The organism is Bacillus sp. FSL R5-0820 (genome assembly GCF_038593385.1).
GTDB lineage: Bacteria > Bacillota > Bacilli > Bacillales > Bacillaceae > Bacillus > Bacillus altitudinis.
The window spans coordinates 2161057-2177547 of sequence record NZ_CP151991.1 but is presented as its reverse complement, the minus strand read 5'-3'; the positions used below and the strand labels follow the sequence as shown (position 1 = coordinate 2177547).

Here is a 16491-nt window from a genome sequence, read left to right as displayed (position 1 = left end):
TGAGTTGAAACGGAGGTTTTGTTTTTGCTGACAAAAGAATGGCGTATTCTCACTATTAATCCTGGCTCTACCTCAACAAAAATCGGTGTGTTTCATAATGAACGATCTATTTTTGAAACGACATTAAGACATACAGATGAGGAAATCAAGCAGTTTCCTCATATCATTGATCAATTTTCATTCCGTAAAGAAACCATTTTGAAAACACTGCATGAACAGGGGATGAACATCTCAAAGTTTGATGCAGTTTGCGCACGCGGTGGTCTTCTTCGTCCGATTGAAGGTGGCACATATGAAGTAAATGAGCAAATGGTTGAAGATCTAAAAGAAGGGTATGCTGGCCAGCACGCCTCTAATCTAGGCGGAATCATTGCCCGAGAAATTGCACTTGGTCTTAACATCCCAGCTTTTATTGTGGACCCAGTAGTCGTAGATGAACTACAGCCGATTGCTCGTATTTCAGGACTGCCAACAATTGAGCGGAAAAGCATTTTTCATGCGTTAAATCAAAAAGCAGTCGCAAGAAAAACGGCTGCTTCGTTTGGAAAACGTTATGAAGATTTGAACATGATCATTACCCATATGGGCGGCGGAATTACGATTGGTGTACATCAAAAAGGAAAAGTCATTGATGTGAATAACGGTCTTCATGGCGAGGGTCCTTTCAGCCCAGAGCGGGCAGGTACTCTTCCAACAGGCGACCTTGTCAATTTATGCTTTTCTGGTGAATATTCGCAAGAGGAAATGCTCAAACGCATTATTGGTGAAGGCGGTCTTGCGGGCTATCTTGGCACGACAGATGCAGTAAAAGTAGAGCGCATGATCGAAGCAGGTGATGAGCGTGCGGCGCTTATTTATGAAGCGATGTGCTATCAAATTGCCAAAGAAATCGGTGCGGCTAGTGCGGTCTTAAAAGGAGCTGTAGACGTCATTGTGTTAACAGGCGGCCTTGCGTACAGCAAACAAATTACGTCAAGCATTAGAGGATACATTGACTGGATTTCAGATGTTGTTGTGTACCCAGGTGAAAATGAATTGCAATCCTTAGCAGAAGGGGCGCTTCGTATTTTAAAAGAAGAAGAAACACCAAAAGAATACCCAAATGATCAAAAGGCGGAGAAAGGAGTGACAAGTCATGGCAACTGAATATGACCTCGTCATTCTTGGTGGAGGCACAGGCGGCTATGTAGCGGCCATTCGTGCCTCTCAACTTGGATTGAAAACAGCAGTCGTAGAAAAATCAAAGCTCGGTGGAACATGTCTTCATAAAGGCTGTATCCCATCTAAAGCGCTTCTTAGAAGTGCAGAAGTCTATCAAACGGTCAAACGTGCCGCTGATTTTGGCGTTGAAGCAAGCGGAATTGCCTTACAATTTGCAAGCGTACAAAAAAGAAAAACAGAGATTGTCGACAAATTAGCAGGCGGCGTCAAACACTTAATGAAACAAGGGAAAATTGATGTATACGAAGGAATAGGCCGTATCCTAGGCCCTTCGATCTTTTCGCCAATGCCAGGCACGATCTCGGTAGAAATGGCGAATGGCGATGAAAATGAAATGCTGATTCCAAAGCAGGTCATCATTGCGACTGGATCAAGACCGCGCGTCCTGCCTGGGCTTGAAGCGGATGGAACACACATCCTTACATCAGATGAAGCACTTGAACTGCAAGAACTTCCTCAGTCCATGCTGATTGTCGGCGGAGGCGTGATTGGGATCGAGTGGGCTTCCATGCTTAACGATTTTGGCGTAAAAGTCACAGTGATCGAATTTGCAGATCGCATTTTACCAACAGAGGATCAAGACATTTCTAAAGAAATGGAAAAGCTTTTGACGAAGAAAGGGATTACCTTAGTGACAAATGCGAAGGTTCTGCCAGATACTGCCGAAAAGCACGAGAATCTCGTCAAGATCCAAGTGGAACAAGGTGGAGACACTCAGTCGTTTGAAGCAGAGAAACTGCTTCTTTCAGTTGGCCGAGTGCCAAACGTGGAAGGCATAGGTCTTGAAAACACGGACATTCAGACAGAAAAGCAAGGCATTGTCGTGAATGAGCATTATCAAACGAAAGAGTCGCATATTTACGCAATAGGTGATGTCATTGGCGGTCTTCAGCTGGCGCATGTCGCATCACATGAAGGCATGATTGCAGTAGAACATATGGCTGGTCAAGATCCAAAGCCGCTTGATGAAACGCTCGTGTCTAAATGTGTTTACTCTCACCCAGAAACCGCTAGTGTTGGGCTGACTGAACAGGCGGCAAAAGAGCAAGGCTACGAAGTCAAGATTGGGAAGTTTCCCTTCATGGCGATTGGAAAAGCGCTTGTATTTGGAGAGTCTGATGGATTTGTCAAAATCATTGCTGACCAAAAGACAGATGATATCTTAGGGATTCATATGATTGGTCCTCATGTAACAGATATGATATCTGAAGCTGGATTAGCTAAAGTACTAGATGCAACTCCGTGGGAAGTGGGGCAGACGATCCACCCGCATCCAACCTTGTCAGAGGCAATTGGCGAGGCAGCACTGGCTGTTGACGGAAAGGCGATCCATTTTTAATCAAGGAGGGAAACATGATGAGTAACATGCGTCATCAGGAATTAGGATTATCAGATGAACAAGCGATTGACATATATAGAACCATGCTTTTAGCAAGAAAAATTGATGAACGGATGTGGCTGTTAAACCGTTCTGGAAAAATTCCATTCGTCATCTCTTGTCAAGGACAGGAAGCGCAGCAAGTCGGTGCCGCTTTTGCCCTCAATAGGGAAGAGGATTACGTTTTACCTTATTACCGTGATATGGGGGTTGTCCTTGCATTCGGGATGACGGCGAAAGATTTAATGATGTCTGGTTTTGCGAAAAAAGACGATCCAAACTCAGGCGGGAGACAGATGCCAGGTCATTTTGGGCAAAGATCAAACCGAATTGTGACTGGATCATCACCTGTGACAACGCAGGTTCCTCATGCGGTTGGCATCGCACTTGCCGGGCGTCTAGAGCAAAAGAATTTTGTTAGCTTTGTCACGTTCGGTGAAGGCTCTTCAAACCAAGGAGACTTCCACGAAGGCGCCAACTTTGCTGCGGTGCATAAGCTGCCTGTTATTTTCATGTGTGAAAACAATAAGTATGCGATTTCTGTCCCGTATGACAAACAAGTGGCATGTGAGCGTATTTCAGATCGTGCAATAGGGTACGGAATGCCTGGTGTGACGGTTGATGGAAATGATCCGCTTGAAGTGTATGCAGCGGTCAAAGAAGCGAGAGACCGTGCAGCAAGAGGTGAAGGCCCAACATTGATTGAAACCATTTCTTACCGGTTAACTGCGCATTCAAGTGATGACGATGATTCTAGCTATCGAGAAAAGGAAGAAGTGCTCGAAGCAAGAAAGAAAGATCCGCTCATTCAATATGAAACGTACTTAATCGAAGGAAATGTCATGAGTTCTGAAATGAAAGAAGACATGACCAAAGAAATCATGCAAATCGTAAACGAAGCCACTGATGAAGCGGAAAATGCAGCTTATGCCGATGCAGAAAGCGCACTTCGTTACGTGTATGCGGAGTAAGGGGGAAGAAAAATGCCTGTTATGTCATATATAGACGCTATTACACTAGCGATGAAAGAAGAAATGGAGCGAGATCCGAAAGTGTTTGTGCTCGGAGAGGATGTCGGGAAAAAAGGCGGCGTATTTAAAGCAACAGCGGGTCTTTACGAGCAATTTGGAGAAGCACGCGTCATGGATACGCCTCTTGCCGAATCAGCGATTGCAGGTGTAGGTATTGGGGCTGCTATGTATGGAATGCGTCCGATCGCGGAGATGCAATTTGCGGATTTTATTATGCCAGCCATCAACCAAATCATTTCAGAGGCTGCAAAAATTAGATATCGTTCCAATAATGATTGGAGCTGCCCAATGGTCATTCGTGCTCCTTACGGGGGCGGCGTACACGGGGCGCTTTATCATTCACAATCGGTCGAAGCCATTTTTGCCAATCAGCCAGGCTTAAAGATTGTGATGCCTTCTACACCTTATGATGTCAAAGGGTTGTTAAAAGCCGCAGTGCGTGATCCAGATCCTGTATTGTTCTTTGAACACAAACGTGCATACCGTCTCATTAAAGGAGAAGTGCCTGAAGAGGATTATACGCTCCCTATTGGAAAAGCGGATGTGAAACGAGAAGGCGATGACATTACGGTCATTACATATGGCCTTTGTGTTCATTTTGCCCTCCAAGCAGCAGAGCGCCTTGCGAAGGACGGAATTTCTGCTCATATTCTCGATTTACGTACAGTGTACCCGCTTGATCAAGAAGCGATTATTGAAGCGGCATCAAAAACAGGGAAAGTACTCTTGTTAACAGAAGATACAAAAGAAGGAAGCATCATGAGTGAAGTGGCTGCCATCATTTCAGAGCACTGCTTGTTTGATTTAGATGCGCCAATTAAACGTCTAGCAGGACCTGATATCCCTGCAATGCCTTATGCACCGACAATGGAGAAATTCTTCATGGTTAATCCGGATAAGGTAGAAGCTGAAATGAGAGAACTAGCGGCGTTTTAAGAAAGAGGAGGGTTTCAAAGTGGCAACTGAACAAATGAAAATGCCTCAGCTTGGTGAAAGTGTAACAGAAGGAACCATTAGCAAATGGCTCGTTTCACCTGGCGATCATGTGAATAAATACGATCCGATTGCGGAAGTTATGACAGATAAAGTAAATGCAGAGGTTCCGTCATCCTTTACAGGAACAATCACTAAACTAGCGGCTGCAGAGGGTGATACACTTCAAGTAGGAGAAGTGTTTTGTGAAATTGAAGTAGAAGGCAGTGCGCAGCAGAGTGCGAAAACAGAAGAGGCGCCTGCGCAAGATGAAGCACCAGAACCTGACCAAACAAATGTGGATCAGAGTCAAAAGAAACGATACTCTCCGGCAGTCCTGCGTTTAGCAGATGAGCACGGAATTGATTTAGCGGCTGTTCAAGGAACGGGAGCTGGCGGCAGAATCACAAGAAAAGATTTGCTGAAGCTTATCGAAAGTGGAGGCGCACAAGAAACGGCAGCACCTGTGAGTGATAGTGCGGGTCAACCAGAGCCTGCGAAGCCGTCACAAGCAAAAGCGGCTCCTTCCATCTCTTCAATGCCTGGAGATGTTGAACTGCCGGTCACACCGATTAGACAGGCGATTGCCGCAAATATGCTAAGAAGCAAGCATGAAATTCCACATGCCTGGACGATGATGGAAGTGGATGTGACAAACCTTGTGACAAGAAGAAATCAGCTAAAAGATCAATTCAAAGCAAAAGAAGGCTTTAATTTGACGTTCTTTGCATTCTTTGTCAAAGCAGTGGCTCAGGCCTTAAAGGAATTTCCTGAAATGAACAGCATGTGGGCTGGAGATAAAATTGTTCAAAAGAAAGCGATCAACGTCTCCATTGCTGTTGCAACAGATGACGCTCTTTTTGTCCCAGTGATTAAAGATGCGGATGAGAAAACGATTAAGGGAATCGCCAAAGAAATTCATGAACTTGCTTCCAAGGTCAGACAAGGCAAACTGAAGCAAAGTGACATGGAAGGCGGCACTTTCACTGTGAACAACACAGGATCATTTGGTTCAGTTCAATCAATGGGGATCATTAACTATCCGCAAGCAGCCATTTTACAAGTAGAATCTATTGTAAAGCGCCCGATGATTGTAAATGGTATGATTGCCGCAAGAGATATGGTGAATCTTTGTCTTTCATTAGATCATAGAGTACTCGATGGTCTTGTATGCGGTAGATTCCTGCAAAGAATTAAACAAATTCTTGAAGGCATTGACGAAGAGACGTCCGTCTATTAAGCTCATTTATATGTCCCCTTCTCACAATGAGAGGGGGATTTCCATATCAATCAGAAAGGAGCGATGAGATGTCTGGATTAGATTTCTTTGCTTTTCTTACGATTGGTCTGATGTTTATAACAGCCATTGCGTTCGCTTTTCTTCGGTATATTTCCAAATCACGCAATCATCCTGAACGCTTACTGCTAATCATATCAATCGTTTCAATCATTCAAATCGCCTATTGCTTGTTGATGATAGGTGGATTTAAAGGAGTCGCCAATAGTTTATTAGGCATTTCCCTTCTTATAGGTACACTGCTAGGGTATGCACTTGAATATTTATACAGACGTTATATCAAAAAAACGCCCGCATCGAAATGATGCAGGCGCTTTTTATTCTGCTGGAACAATAAAGGTCAAATGCTGTTTTAATACTTCAAGGGAAGAAGGAGCAGTCATATATACCTCACCATCTGTATCTGCATCCATTTCCTCTTTTGTATGAATATGAATGCGGGATGCTTGAATAAGAGACAGGTCACCTTTAAAATCTTCTAGCTCTTCGCGGTTCATTGAAAAAATCTCTTTTAAAGCAGAGAAACTCGTATTTCTGCAAATTAAAATTTCGGCTTTTCCATCATCAATTGAAGCATTTGGCAGATCTATTTTATTTGTACCGATAAAGTGCCCATTCATGACAAGGACAATCACAGCTTCTTCTTCCCAGTTTTCCTCTTCGGTTTCAATGCGTACGTAGAAAGGTTCTGTCTGCTGAAGGGTTCGAAGAGCGCTCGTGAAGTAACTGATTTTTCCGAGGACAGCTTTTTCTTTATCATTAATATTGTTTGAGGTATCTGCGATGAGACCAATCCCCCAAAAATTTAAAAGGTATCGATCATCTGCTTTGATTAAATCGACCTTTTTTTCAGTGCCATCTATCACCATTTGAGCGGCCTTTGGCATCTGCTGCGGGATGCCTAGCGTTCTAGAAAAGTCATTGCACGTCCCGCCAGGTAAAATCGCTACAGCTGGCCTTTTTTCTAAACCGCCAATTCCATTCATACATTCATGGACGGTTCCGTCTCCGCCTAGTATAATCAACAATTCAATCGACTCATCCATCTCGCGGCAGAAATGATAGGCATCATTTGGCTGTTTTGTAGGCTTAAGGATGAGTTCATCAATATGTAAAGAAAGAAGAGGCACTGTTTGACCTAGTGTTTTTTCCATGTTTTTTTGTCCAGCATTTCCGTTATAAATGAGTATCGCTTTTTTGAATTGTGCCATCACGCAGTTCTCCCTTTCATCACTTTATTATCACTTTTCCCCAATTCCACAGGTCATAAACGACGTTTGAAAAAAGTGAAGGGGGCGAAACAAGACATTTGCCCGCCGGCGTTTTCCTTGATATGATGTAGTTAAAATGGTTTTGTACGTAGAAGGAGTGGACGGTTATGAATATTGATTTTAATTTATTTATGAATGATATCGTGAAACAAGCACGAGAAGAAATTAAACAGGCAGGCTATACGGAGCTGACAACAGCTGAAGAAGTTGATGAAGCGCTAACGAAAAAAGGAACGACACTTGTTATGGTGAATTCAGTGTGCGGCTGTGCAGGCGGTATTGCAAGACCAGCGGCTGGTTATTCTGTTCATTACGATAAGCGTCCAGATCAATTGCTCACAGTGTTTGCTGGACAGGACAAAGAAGCAACCGCAAGAGCACGTGAATACTTTGAAGGCTTCCCGCCATCTTCACCATCATTTGCTCTATTAAAAGACGGGAAAATCATTAAAATGGTCGAACGTCACGAAATCGAAGGACATGAACCGATGGAAGTGGTGTCAAAACTTCAAGCCGCTTTCGATGAGTATTGCGAAGAAGTGTAACATGTTACTTTTGAATGAATTATTCAAATGCAGTCCGGTCTTTTGATCGGTCTGCTTTTTTGTTTTACATGACATACGAATCAAAATAATTTTAGCAAAATACTATTGCATATCAAAAAGAAAGTGTTTAAAATACATTATAGTGAATAAATATTCAAATCTACTCATGATTTTAAATACTAGGAGGCATTATCATATGAAAAAGTGGTTATTATTACTTATGACAGCTGGTCTTGCAGCTGCATTAGCAGCATGCGGAACTTCTTCTAATAATTCAAACGCATCAGGAGACGACAAAACACTCATTATGGCGACTTCAGCAGATTATCCGCCATTTGAATCAAAAGACGGTGATAAAATTATCGGTTTTGATGTCGACCTTGCTACAGCTCTAGCGAAAAAGAACGGCTACAAGCTAGAAATTCAAGATATGGACTTTGCAAGCCTCGTGTCAGCTCTTAAAACAAATAAAGCTGATATTGTGCTTGCAGGCATGACACCTACTGAAAAGCGTAAAAAACAAGTTGATTTCTCAGATGTTTACTACAATGCTGAAAACTTGGTTGTATCAAAGAAATCTAGCGGTATGAAAACAGAGAAAGATTTAAAAGACAAAACGGTTGGTGTTCAATTAGGTTCTATCCAGCAAGATGAAGCAAATGGATTGCAAAAGAAATATAACTTAACGGTCGAAGATCGTAATAAAATCTCTGATATCATTCAAGAAATTAAGGCAGGCCGTTTTGATGCAGCCATTATTGAAGATAAAGTAGCGGCTGGCTACTTGAAAAAGGAAAAAGATTTCCAAGCGTTTGGATTGAATAGCTCAAACGAAGGTTCAGCCATTGCATTCAAAAAAAATAGCGACTTAACAGCGAAATTCAATAAATCATTAAAAGAAATGAAGGATAATGGCGAACTTGATAAACTAATTAAAAAATGGTTTGCTGATGAAAAGTAAGTCAGGAAAAGGATCAGCGTCATTCATGAAAATCAAGTAGAAAGCGCTGAAAAGTTCAACATGTGTTGAACTTTTTTCCTGTTTTATTCTTTGATTTTATCTGAAGGAAAAAAAGGAGAATATCATGATGGATTTTAAAGATGTAATACCTCAGATGCCCTTTATTTTAGAAGGTCTTAAAGTAACGCTTTCTATTGTTGTGGTATCATTGTTCCTTGGTTTTATTTTAGGAATCTTATTAACGCTCTGTAAAATTAGTGTATTTAAGCCGCTTATCTGGCTAGCAGATTTTTATACGTCAATCTTCCGAGGCACACCGCTTGTGCTTCAGCTTTTGATTATTTATTTTGGTCTTCCCCAGCTGCTCGGCTTTCAAATTGATCAATACTGGGCAGCTGTAGCCGCATTTTCACTAAACTCGGCGGCGTACGTTTCTGAGATCATTCGTGCAGGAATCAATGCCATTGATAAAGGGCAAAAAGAAGCGGCCGTTGCTTTAGGTATTCCGTATGCTAAAATGATGAAGGACTTATTGCTTCCGCAAGCATTCAAAAATATTTCACCAGCACTTGTGAACGAAACGATTACACTGACAAAAGAATCAGCGATTGTCACAGTCATTGGACTGGGCGATGTCATGAGACGAGCTTATCAAGCAGGTGCCGTCACCTATAACTATCTTGAACCGCTTATTTTTGCGGGTCTCATCTATTATGTCATCGTGCTTATTCTTACCTTCGTCGGCAAATCGGTGGAAAGGAAGTTAAAATCAAATGATTAAAATAGAGAAACTCACAAAATCTTTCGGTAAAAATGAAGTGTTGAAAGGGATTGATACCACGATTAAAGAAGGCGAAGTGGTAGCTGTCATCGGGCCGTCTGGTTCAGGAAAATCAACATTTCTTCGCTGTATTAACTTACTTGAAAAACCGACTTCTGGAGTGATTACGATTCAGGGGACGGAAATTACCAATCCAAAAACAAATGCATTAAAAGTGCGCGAAAATATTGGTATGGTGTTTCAGCATTTTCACTTATTCCCGCACAAAACAGTGCTAGAAAATATTACGTATGCGCCAATGAATGTAAAGAACCAATCGAAGGAAGACAGCATCAAGCAGGCAGAGGAGCTTTTAAAAAAGGTCGGACTTCTAGAGAAAAAAGATGATTATCCGAATCGGCTGTCAGGTGGTCAAAAGCAGCGTGTCGCCATTGCACGTGCCCTTGCGATGACACCAGATATCATGCTTTTTGACGAGCCGACGTCTGCTCTTGATCCAGAAATGGTAAAGGAAGTATTAGAGGTCATGAAAGAGCTCGCTCAATCTGGGATGACGCTGATGATCGTCACACATGAAATGGGCTTTGCAAAAGAAGTGGCAGACCGTGTGATCTTTATGGATGATGGGAAAATTGTAGAGGATGCCAATCCTGTAGAATTCTTTGAATCTCCGTCTTCACAGCGTGCTCAAGATTTCTTACAAAAAATATTATAATGAAAAAAACGAGGAGGAGACTTAACATCTCCTTCTTTTTTTGATTATAATGGGGAAAGTAAAAAAAGTTCATCATTTCACAAAAGTAGACAGAAAAGAGTGAATCACATCATGTTTAAAATCGGCTACCGAACGCTGAAAACAGCATTAGGAACAGCTCTAGCCATTTACATTGCACAAATGCTCGGTCTGCAAAACTATTCAGCTGCCGGCATTATTACGATCTTATGTATTCAGGTGACGAAAAAAAGGTCACTCCTCGCATCTGGGGCCCGCTTTGCCGCATGCAGTCTTGCCATCTTATTTTCTTATTTATTTTTTGATCTGATTGGGTATCATCCTTTCGTCATTGGACTAATGCTGCTCGTCTTTATTCCAACAACGGTCTTGCTTCGGATTAAAGAAGGGATTGTCACAAGTTCAGTGATTATCCTTCATTTGTATATGTCTGGAGGCATTACGCTTCATCTCATCTGGAATGAGCTTTTACTCATCACCATTGGTGTAGGGGTCGCACTCATTATGAACCTGTATATGCCTAGCGTTGATAAAAAGCTGAAACAATACAGTGAACAGATTGAAGCGAATTTTGCGAAAATCTTTGAAGAAATCGAGCAATATTTAATGACCGGAAAACAAGACTGGACAGGAAAAGAAATACCAGAGACGCATCAATTGATTAAAGAAGCGAAAGCTCTTGCATACCGTGATGTTGAAAACCATGTCTTAAGACATGAAAATCTGTATTATCATTATTTCAACATGAGACAAAAGCAATTTGAAATCATTGAGCGGGTGCTTCCGAAAATTACGTCCATTTCTGTTACAACGGAGCATGGGCAAATCATTGCAGAATATATTAGAGATTTACGAGAACATATTCACCCAGGGAACACAGCGCATAAGTTCTTAAGACGCCTGATTGATATGAAAGAAGAGTTTGATGCACTGCCGCTTCCGCAAACACGTGAAGAATTTGAAGCTAGAGCCGCACTCTTTCATTTTCTCGGGGAAATGGAACAATATTTGGTGCTGAAAAGTTATTTTAAAGGGATGAAAGAATAAAGACGCATGAGTTCCTCCTTCATTGGTCAATCTAATGAAAAAGGAGGAGCCTATGCGTCTTTTATTTTATACTGTGCTGACCATGTCCCTTTCACCCATCTGGCCGCTCGGGCAAAACCCGCTTCCAGGTGATCCGTATGTCATTATTAATAAACAAACGAATGAGCTTGCGTATATTGATCATGGGAAAATTCAAAAAGTCTACCCGGCTTCTACTGGCAAAACAGCTGATTTAACGCCAGAAGGTGAATTTACGATTATGATCAAAGCGAAAGATCCTTATTACAGAAGAAAAAATATTGAAGGCGGCGCAAAGAATAACCCACTCGGCCGAAGGTGGATTGGATTTGATGCGCGAGGAACCGACGGGAGAATCTATGGCATTCATGGAACAAGTGATGAGACATCGATAGGGGAATTTATTACGGCAGGCTGTGTACGTCTTCATAATCAAGATGTAGAACGGCTATTTGATCAGCTTCCAGTTGGTACAAAAGTATGGATCACGAAATCAAGCGATGCATTTGAAAAACTGGCTAAAGACAAACAGGCCATTCGTTAAAAAACGAATCACCTGCTTGTCTGCTTTTTTATCAACACTTTATAAAAAGGCTGCCGCTCCTGCTAAAAGTGAAGAAATTAACAGTAAGCTAATCATGAGCAATACCATAAATTTCATGAATTTCTGAGACATATCGCACCCCTATAATCAAATGTTTTTGCGACGAGCGCACCTTTCTTTATTCTAGCTCGTTTTTACGCAGGCGACAAGTGATGTACAAAGGAAGTGAACGGATGAATCAAATCGATCATATTGCCATTGCCGTTTTTTCTATTCAAAAAACAGCATGTATGTTCTCCAGGCTGTTTAACTGGGAATTTTCAGACATAGAAGTACTTCCGAATCAAGGGGTCAAAGTATCTTTTGCTTCCCTAGGTAATCTGCACATTGAGTTGATTGAACCGATGTCAAATCACAGCACATTACATACCTTCTTAACAAAAAGAGGAGAGGGGCTTCATCATATTGCATTAAAGTCAGGTGACATTCAGGCTGATCTCAGTCAACTTGACGAGCTCGGCATACAGCTCATTCAAAAGGACGCACAAAATGGTGCGAACGGAAAGCGCATTGCGTTTATTTCACCAAAAGAAACGTCAGGTGTGCTATTTGAATTGTGTGCGCCATTGAAAGGAGAGAAATAGGAAGATGCATGAATCGTTCAATGACTTGTCTGAATGGCGCGAGAAAGCTTTAAGGGGCGGCGGTGAAAAACGAGCAGCGGCTCACCTGAACAAAGGCAAGCTGACTGTTCGTCAGCGGCTTCATGAACTTCTTGATGAAGGCAGCTTTATGGAAATCCAGTCATTTGCTAAAGGCTCCCGCTCAGAGCATTTAGGGGATGGCGTTGTCACTGGGACGGGACTGATTCATGGGAAACAAGTAGGCGTTTATGCACAAGATGCGACCGTGTACGGGGGTTCACTAGGGGACATGCATGCGAAAAAAATAGCGGCTTTAATGGATTTGGCGGCTAAAAATCAAATGCCTGTTATCGGTCTAAAAGACTCAGGTGGTGCGAGAATTCAAGAGGGTGTGGTATCATTAGAGGGATATGGTCAGATTTTTAAACGGAATGTGCTGTACTCTGGTCAAATTCCGCAAATATCCGTTATTTTAGGCTCCTGTGCGGGAGGTGCAGTTTATTCACCTGCATTGACGGATTTTGTATTCATGACGGAGCAAACAGCTCATATGTTTTTAACTGGTCCGAAAGTGATAGAAAAAGCAACAGGAGAGACGGTCTGTCCTGACCGGCTTGGAGGTGCAGCAGTTCAGCATCAAACAAGCGGGAATGTGCACTATACAGGGAAAGATGAGAGAGACGTGTTAAAAGCAGTTCGAACGCTTTTAACGTACATACCAACGAAACGACGGCCTGTCATTCATCGTAAGGTGCAAAAGCATGATGCGAGCGATCTTGGGAACATCTTGCCAAAGGAGCCATCACGCACTTATGATGTCAAACAAGTGGTGACAGCGATCACCGACCACGGCTCATTTTTTGAAACGCAGCGTTGTTTCTCCAAAAATATCGTCACAGGTTTTGCCAGATTACAAGGGTCTTCCATTGGTCTTGTAGCCAATCAGCCTAAGGTGCTGGCAGGAAGCCTTGACCTCGATGCTGCTGATAAAGCGGCTCGGTTTATTCGATTTTGCGATGCATTTCATATTCCCATTTTAACCCTTGTGGACGTTCCTGGATTTTTGCCAGGTGAGAAAGCTGAGCATGCAGGCATTATCCGCCACGGCGCAAAGCTTCTATATGCGTATGCTGAGGCGACCGTTCCAAAAATCACTGTGATTTTGAGAAAGGCGTTTGGCGGCGCATACGTTGCGATGAATAGTAAGGGATTAGGTGCTGACTTTGTATATGCATGGCCAGAGGCAGAAATTGATGTCATGGGAAAATCGTTTGCAGACGAAATTGTTCATCCTGCTTTGCGTGAGGTGGACAATGAACCTAGTGTCATGAAGGCAGCACAATTAGGATTAATCGACGATATTTTAATGCCAGATGAAACGAGAGAGCGGCTCATTCGCTCATTTGACCTGCTTCGCAGTAAGGAAGAAGATAGACCGTTAAAAAAGCATGGAAACATGCCGCTATAAGAGGAGGAGCTTCATCATGATCAATGAGAAACGCTTATTAGACGAATTTTTAGAACTTGTACAAATCGATTCAGAAACAAAACATGAAGAAAAAATTGTTGAAGTCCTAAAAGAGAAATTTACTGGTTTAGGGCTTAAAGTAATCGAAGATGATTCAAAAGAGACAACCGGCCACGGAGCAGGCAACCTTATTTGCACACTTGAAGGGAATCAAGAGGCAGATACGATTTATTTTACTTCTCATATGGATACAGTTGTACCAGGTAATGGCGTTAAACCAGTCATTGAAGACGGCTATGTCAAGACAGATGGAACAACCATTCTTGGTGCTGACGATAAAACAGGGCTTGCTGCAATGTTTGAAGCGATCCGTGTCCTAAAAGAGAAAAATGTACCGCATGGCAAGATTGAATTTGTCATTACAGCTGGTGAAGAATCAGGACTTGTAGGAGCAAAAGCGTTAGATCCGAAACTGATGACAGCAAAATATGGTTATGCCCTTGATTCAGATGGCAAGGTCGGTACCATTATCGTGGCTGCGCCAACACAGGCGAAAGTACGCGCAACCATTTACGGAAAGACAGCTCACGCAGGTGTGGCACCAGAAAAAGGCGTTTCTGCGATTACGATTGCATCAAAAGCGATCGCCAGCATGCCGCTTGGCCGTATTGATGAAGAAACAACGGCGAATATCGGCCGTTTTGAAGGTGGAACACAAACGAATATTGTCTGTGATCAAGTGGATATTCTGGCAGAGGCGCGTTCTTTAGAACCGGCAAAAATGGAAGCACAAGTAGCAAAAATGAAAGAAGCCTTTGAAAAAACCGCTAAAGAAATGGGCGGAAGTGCCGATGTACAAATTGACATCATGTATCCAGGCTTTAAATTCTCACACGGCGATCAAGTCGTTGAAGTGGCGAAAAAAGCGGCTGCGAAAATTGGCCGCCCTTCAGAACTACAGACAAGCGGGGGAGGCAGTGATGCAAACGTCATTGCTGGAAATGGCATCCCAACTGTCAACCTAGCTGTTGGATATGAAGATATTCATACGAAAAATGAGAAAATGCCGATTGAAGAATTAGTCAAGACAGCTGAAATGGTTCTCGCCATTATCGAAGAAACGACAAATCCATCGTAAAGGCAGGAGACTCTGTGAGCACGCAAAAGATCATTATTTTCCAAGTGGGACAAGAGGATTTTGGTATCAGCGTAGAGCATATACGCTCGATTGAGAAGGTCCCTTATTTACAAGAAGTATCGAACCTTCCAAAAGAGATTAAAGGACTCATGTCGTTAAGAGGAGAGGTCATTCCAGTCAGTGACACAGGTGTCATGCTGCACGGAAAACCTCTGGATGTAACCGAACAGTCTAAGGTTCTACTATTTGAATTAAACGATCAAATGATTGGCTGCCTTGTTTCTGATGCAAAAGATATCATTGATATCGAGCTAAATGAGATCAAGCCATTTCATATGAACACAAAAGCATCTGAATATTTCTTCGGCGTCGTTGAGAGAGAGAACAAGATGATTTTACAAGTGGACCCTAATAAGTTTCTTGGGAAAATTGAGGATCTTGATCAATTGCCTGAGCGATTGAAAGAGGAATTGGCATAAACAAAGGCCCCTTATCCATGGATAAGGGGTCATTTTGCGTGCCGGAGCTCACGAATCTTTTATTTGTTGCGCTCTACAGAAGACAAATATAGCCCCCTTATCATGTTTAGGTAAGGGGGCTATAATTTATTCAGCTGCTGGGTTAATTGAATCGTTTGCCGCAGCTTTTGTTTTTGATTTTTGGTACATCACATTTAAAATAATCGTTTGAATGGTGAGTAAAAGTCCACTTGTCATCCAATATAAAGGAAGAGCAGCGGGAGCATTAATTGATAGAAACAGCATCATGACTGGGAAAATCATGCCCATGATTTTTGCTTGTTTCAGTGCAGCTTCTGTTTGGGTGCCTGATTGCTTTGCGAATTTTTGTGTGACATAAAATTGCAAGAAATACATGGCCCCTGCAAAGATCGCCACCAAAAGATCAGTTTGTCCTAAGTTAAACCATAAGAACGAATGCGTTGCGATCTCAGGTGTTGAGCGGATTGCCGAGTAAAAGCCAAGAACAATTGGGATTTGAATCAGCATCGGCAGACAGCCCATTGCCAGCGGGTTCACATTGTTGTCTTTATATACTTTCATCATTTCCATTTGCAGTTCTTTTTGTTTTTCAGGTTCTTTCGTTTTTTTCAATTTGCTTTGTATTTGGTCAATCTGAGGTTTAACGAGTGCCATTTTCTCTTGCATCACTCTCTGCTTTTTAAATTGGTTTGCAAAAAGCGGGAAAATAAGCAGCCGGACAATCAATGTCACGAACATAATGGATAAACCGTAGTCATCATGGAAAAAGTTCGCAAGCCAGATAATCAACTCAGAAAAAGGCTGAACAAAATAATGATGGAAAAACCCATCAGAGCTTGTATTTGTTTGCGCACTCGCAGCAAATGCCGGTGACGCTACCATCATCAAAAATAAAGTCGTACAAATAGTCAATAAACGTTTCAATTCGTTTCCTCCTCAATA

Annotated in this window: 19 protein-coding genes; 16 read left to right on the top strand and 3 right to left on the bottom strand. The window is 42.3% G+C overall.

Annotated elements, in window-relative coordinates:
* Positions 1–18: 18 nt before the first annotated feature.
* The 6 genes from buk (at position 19) to NST15_RS11110 (ending at position 6204) form a co-directional block, all read left to right on the top strand.
* Positions 19–1146, top strand: a complete 1128-nt coding sequence (gene buk, locus NST15_RS11135; RefSeq protein ID WP_139761155.1) for a butyrate kinase — start codon at positions 19–21, stop codon at positions 1144–1146.
* A complete protein-coding gene (gene lpdA, locus NST15_RS11130) occupies positions 1136–2560 on the top strand; it encodes a dihydrolipoyl dehydrogenase (protein WP_008342233.1) in 1425 nt (474 codons plus the stop codon). The genes buk and lpdA overlap by 11 nt, the downstream gene beginning before the upstream one ends.
* A 17-nt stretch (positions 2561–2577) precedes the next feature.
* Positions 2578–3570, top strand: coding sequence for a thiamine pyrophosphate-dependent dehydrogenase E1 component subunit alpha (locus NST15_RS11125; RefSeq protein ID WP_039955993.1), 993 nt, complete (start codon positions 2578–2580; stop codon positions 3568–3570).
* A 12-nt stretch (positions 3571–3582) separates the two neighbouring features.
* On the top strand, positions 3583–4566 hold the full coding sequence (locus NST15_RS11120) for an alpha-ketoacid dehydrogenase subunit beta (RefSeq protein WP_007501148.1): 984 nt from the start codon (positions 3583–3585) through the stop codon (positions 4564–4566).
* Between the two features lie 19 nt (positions 4567–4585).
* Positions 4586–5842 (top strand): dihydrolipoamide acetyltransferase family protein, encoded by a 1257-nt coding sequence (locus NST15_RS11115; RefSeq protein WP_008342235.1) that lies wholly within the window; start codon positions 4586–4588, stop codon positions 5840–5842.
* Between the two features lie 68 nt (positions 5843–5910).
* A complete protein-coding gene (locus NST15_RS11110; protein ID WP_008342236.1) occupies positions 5911–6204 on the top strand; it encodes a YesK-like family protein in 294 nt (97 codons plus the stop codon).
* Positions 6205–6216: 12 nt separating this feature from the next.
* On the opposite strand, the gene NST15_RS11105 is transcribed toward NST15_RS11110, so the two are convergent.
* Positions 6217–7110, bottom strand: coding sequence for a YegS/Rv2252/BmrU family lipid kinase (locus NST15_RS11105; protein WP_008342237.1), 894 nt, complete (start codon positions 7108–7110; stop codon positions 6217–6219).
* 167 nt (positions 7111–7277) lie between these two features.
* Here NST15_RS11105 and NST15_RS11100 point away from each other — a divergent pair, with 167 nt between their 5' ends.
* From NST15_RS11100 to NST15_RS11075, 6 genes are all read left to right on the top strand, one after another.
* Positions 7278–7715, top strand: a complete 438-nt coding sequence (locus NST15_RS11100) for a BrxA/BrxB family bacilliredoxin (RefSeq protein ID WP_007501138.1) — start codon at positions 7278–7280, stop codon at positions 7713–7715.
* A 196-nt stretch (positions 7716–7911) separates the two neighbouring features.
* On the top strand, positions 7912–8676 hold the full coding sequence (locus tag NST15_RS11095) for a transporter substrate-binding domain-containing protein (protein ID WP_017357953.1): 765 nt from the start codon (positions 7912–7914) through the stop codon (positions 8674–8676).
* A gap of 121 nt (positions 8677–8797) precedes the next feature.
* A complete protein-coding gene (locus NST15_RS11090; RefSeq protein WP_024718895.1) occupies positions 8798–9457 on the top strand; it encodes an amino acid ABC transporter permease in 660 nt (219 codons plus the stop codon).
* Positions 9450–10172 (top strand): amino acid ABC transporter ATP-binding protein, encoded by a 723-nt coding sequence (locus NST15_RS11085; RefSeq protein ID WP_017357952.1) that lies wholly within the window; start codon positions 9450–9452, stop codon positions 10170–10172. Before NST15_RS11090 ends, NST15_RS11085 begins: the two co-directional genes overlap by 8 nt.
* A gap of 111 nt (positions 10173–10283) precedes the next feature.
* Complete coding sequence (locus NST15_RS11080) at positions 10284–11237, top strand: aromatic acid exporter family protein (protein WP_007501130.1); 954 nt, start codon at positions 10284–10286, stop codon at positions 11235–11237.
* A 52-nt stretch (positions 11238–11289) separates the two neighbouring features.
* Positions 11290–11799 carry a L,D-transpeptidase gene (locus NST15_RS11075; RefSeq protein WP_342498539.1) on the top strand — a complete coding sequence of 170 codons (510 nt, stop codon included), beginning with the start codon at positions 11290–11292 and terminating at the stop codon, positions 11797–11799.
* Between the two features lie 39 nt (positions 11800–11838).
* Here NST15_RS11075 and prli42 read toward each other — a convergent pair whose 3' ends face one another.
* A complete protein-coding gene (gene prli42 / locus NST15_RS11070; protein ID WP_017357951.1) occupies positions 11839–11931 on the bottom strand; it encodes a stressosome-associated protein Prli42 in 93 nt (30 codons plus the stop codon).
* A gap of 101 nt (positions 11932–12032) precedes the next feature.
* On the opposite strand from prli42, the gene mce reads away from it, so the two are divergent.
* The 4 genes from mce to NST15_RS11050 are packed head-to-tail and all read left to right on the top strand — an operon-like array spanning position 12033 to position 15528.
* Positions 12033–12443 carry a methylmalonyl-CoA epimerase gene (gene mce, locus NST15_RS11065; protein ID WP_342498538.1) on the top strand — a complete coding sequence of 137 codons (411 nt, stop codon included), beginning with the start codon at positions 12033–12035 and terminating at the stop codon, positions 12441–12443.
* A gap of 4 nt (positions 12444–12447) precedes the next feature.
* Positions 12448–13911 (top strand): acyl-CoA carboxylase subunit beta, encoded by a 1464-nt coding sequence (locus NST15_RS11060; protein WP_025207595.1) that lies wholly within the window; start codon positions 12448–12450, stop codon positions 13909–13911.
* A gap of 16 nt (positions 13912–13927) precedes the next feature.
* Entirely contained in the window at positions 13928–15049 is a 1122-nt protein-coding gene (locus NST15_RS11055; RefSeq protein ID WP_272511691.1) for a tripeptidase T, read from the top strand.
* Between the two features lie 14 nt (positions 15050–15063).
* Positions 15064–15528, top strand: a complete 465-nt coding sequence (locus NST15_RS11050) for a chemotaxis protein CheW (RefSeq protein WP_025207593.1) — start codon at positions 15064–15066, stop codon at positions 15526–15528.
* 126 nt (positions 15529–15654) lie between these two features.
* Here the strand turns inward: NST15_RS11050 and NST15_RS11045 are convergent, their stop codons facing one another.
* Positions 15655–16473 carry a membrane protein insertase YidC gene (locus tag NST15_RS11045; RefSeq protein ID WP_007501121.1) on the bottom strand — a complete coding sequence of 273 codons (819 nt, stop codon included), beginning with the start codon at positions 16471–16473 and terminating at the stop codon, positions 15655–15657.
* Positions 16474–16491: the final 18 nt, after the last annotated feature.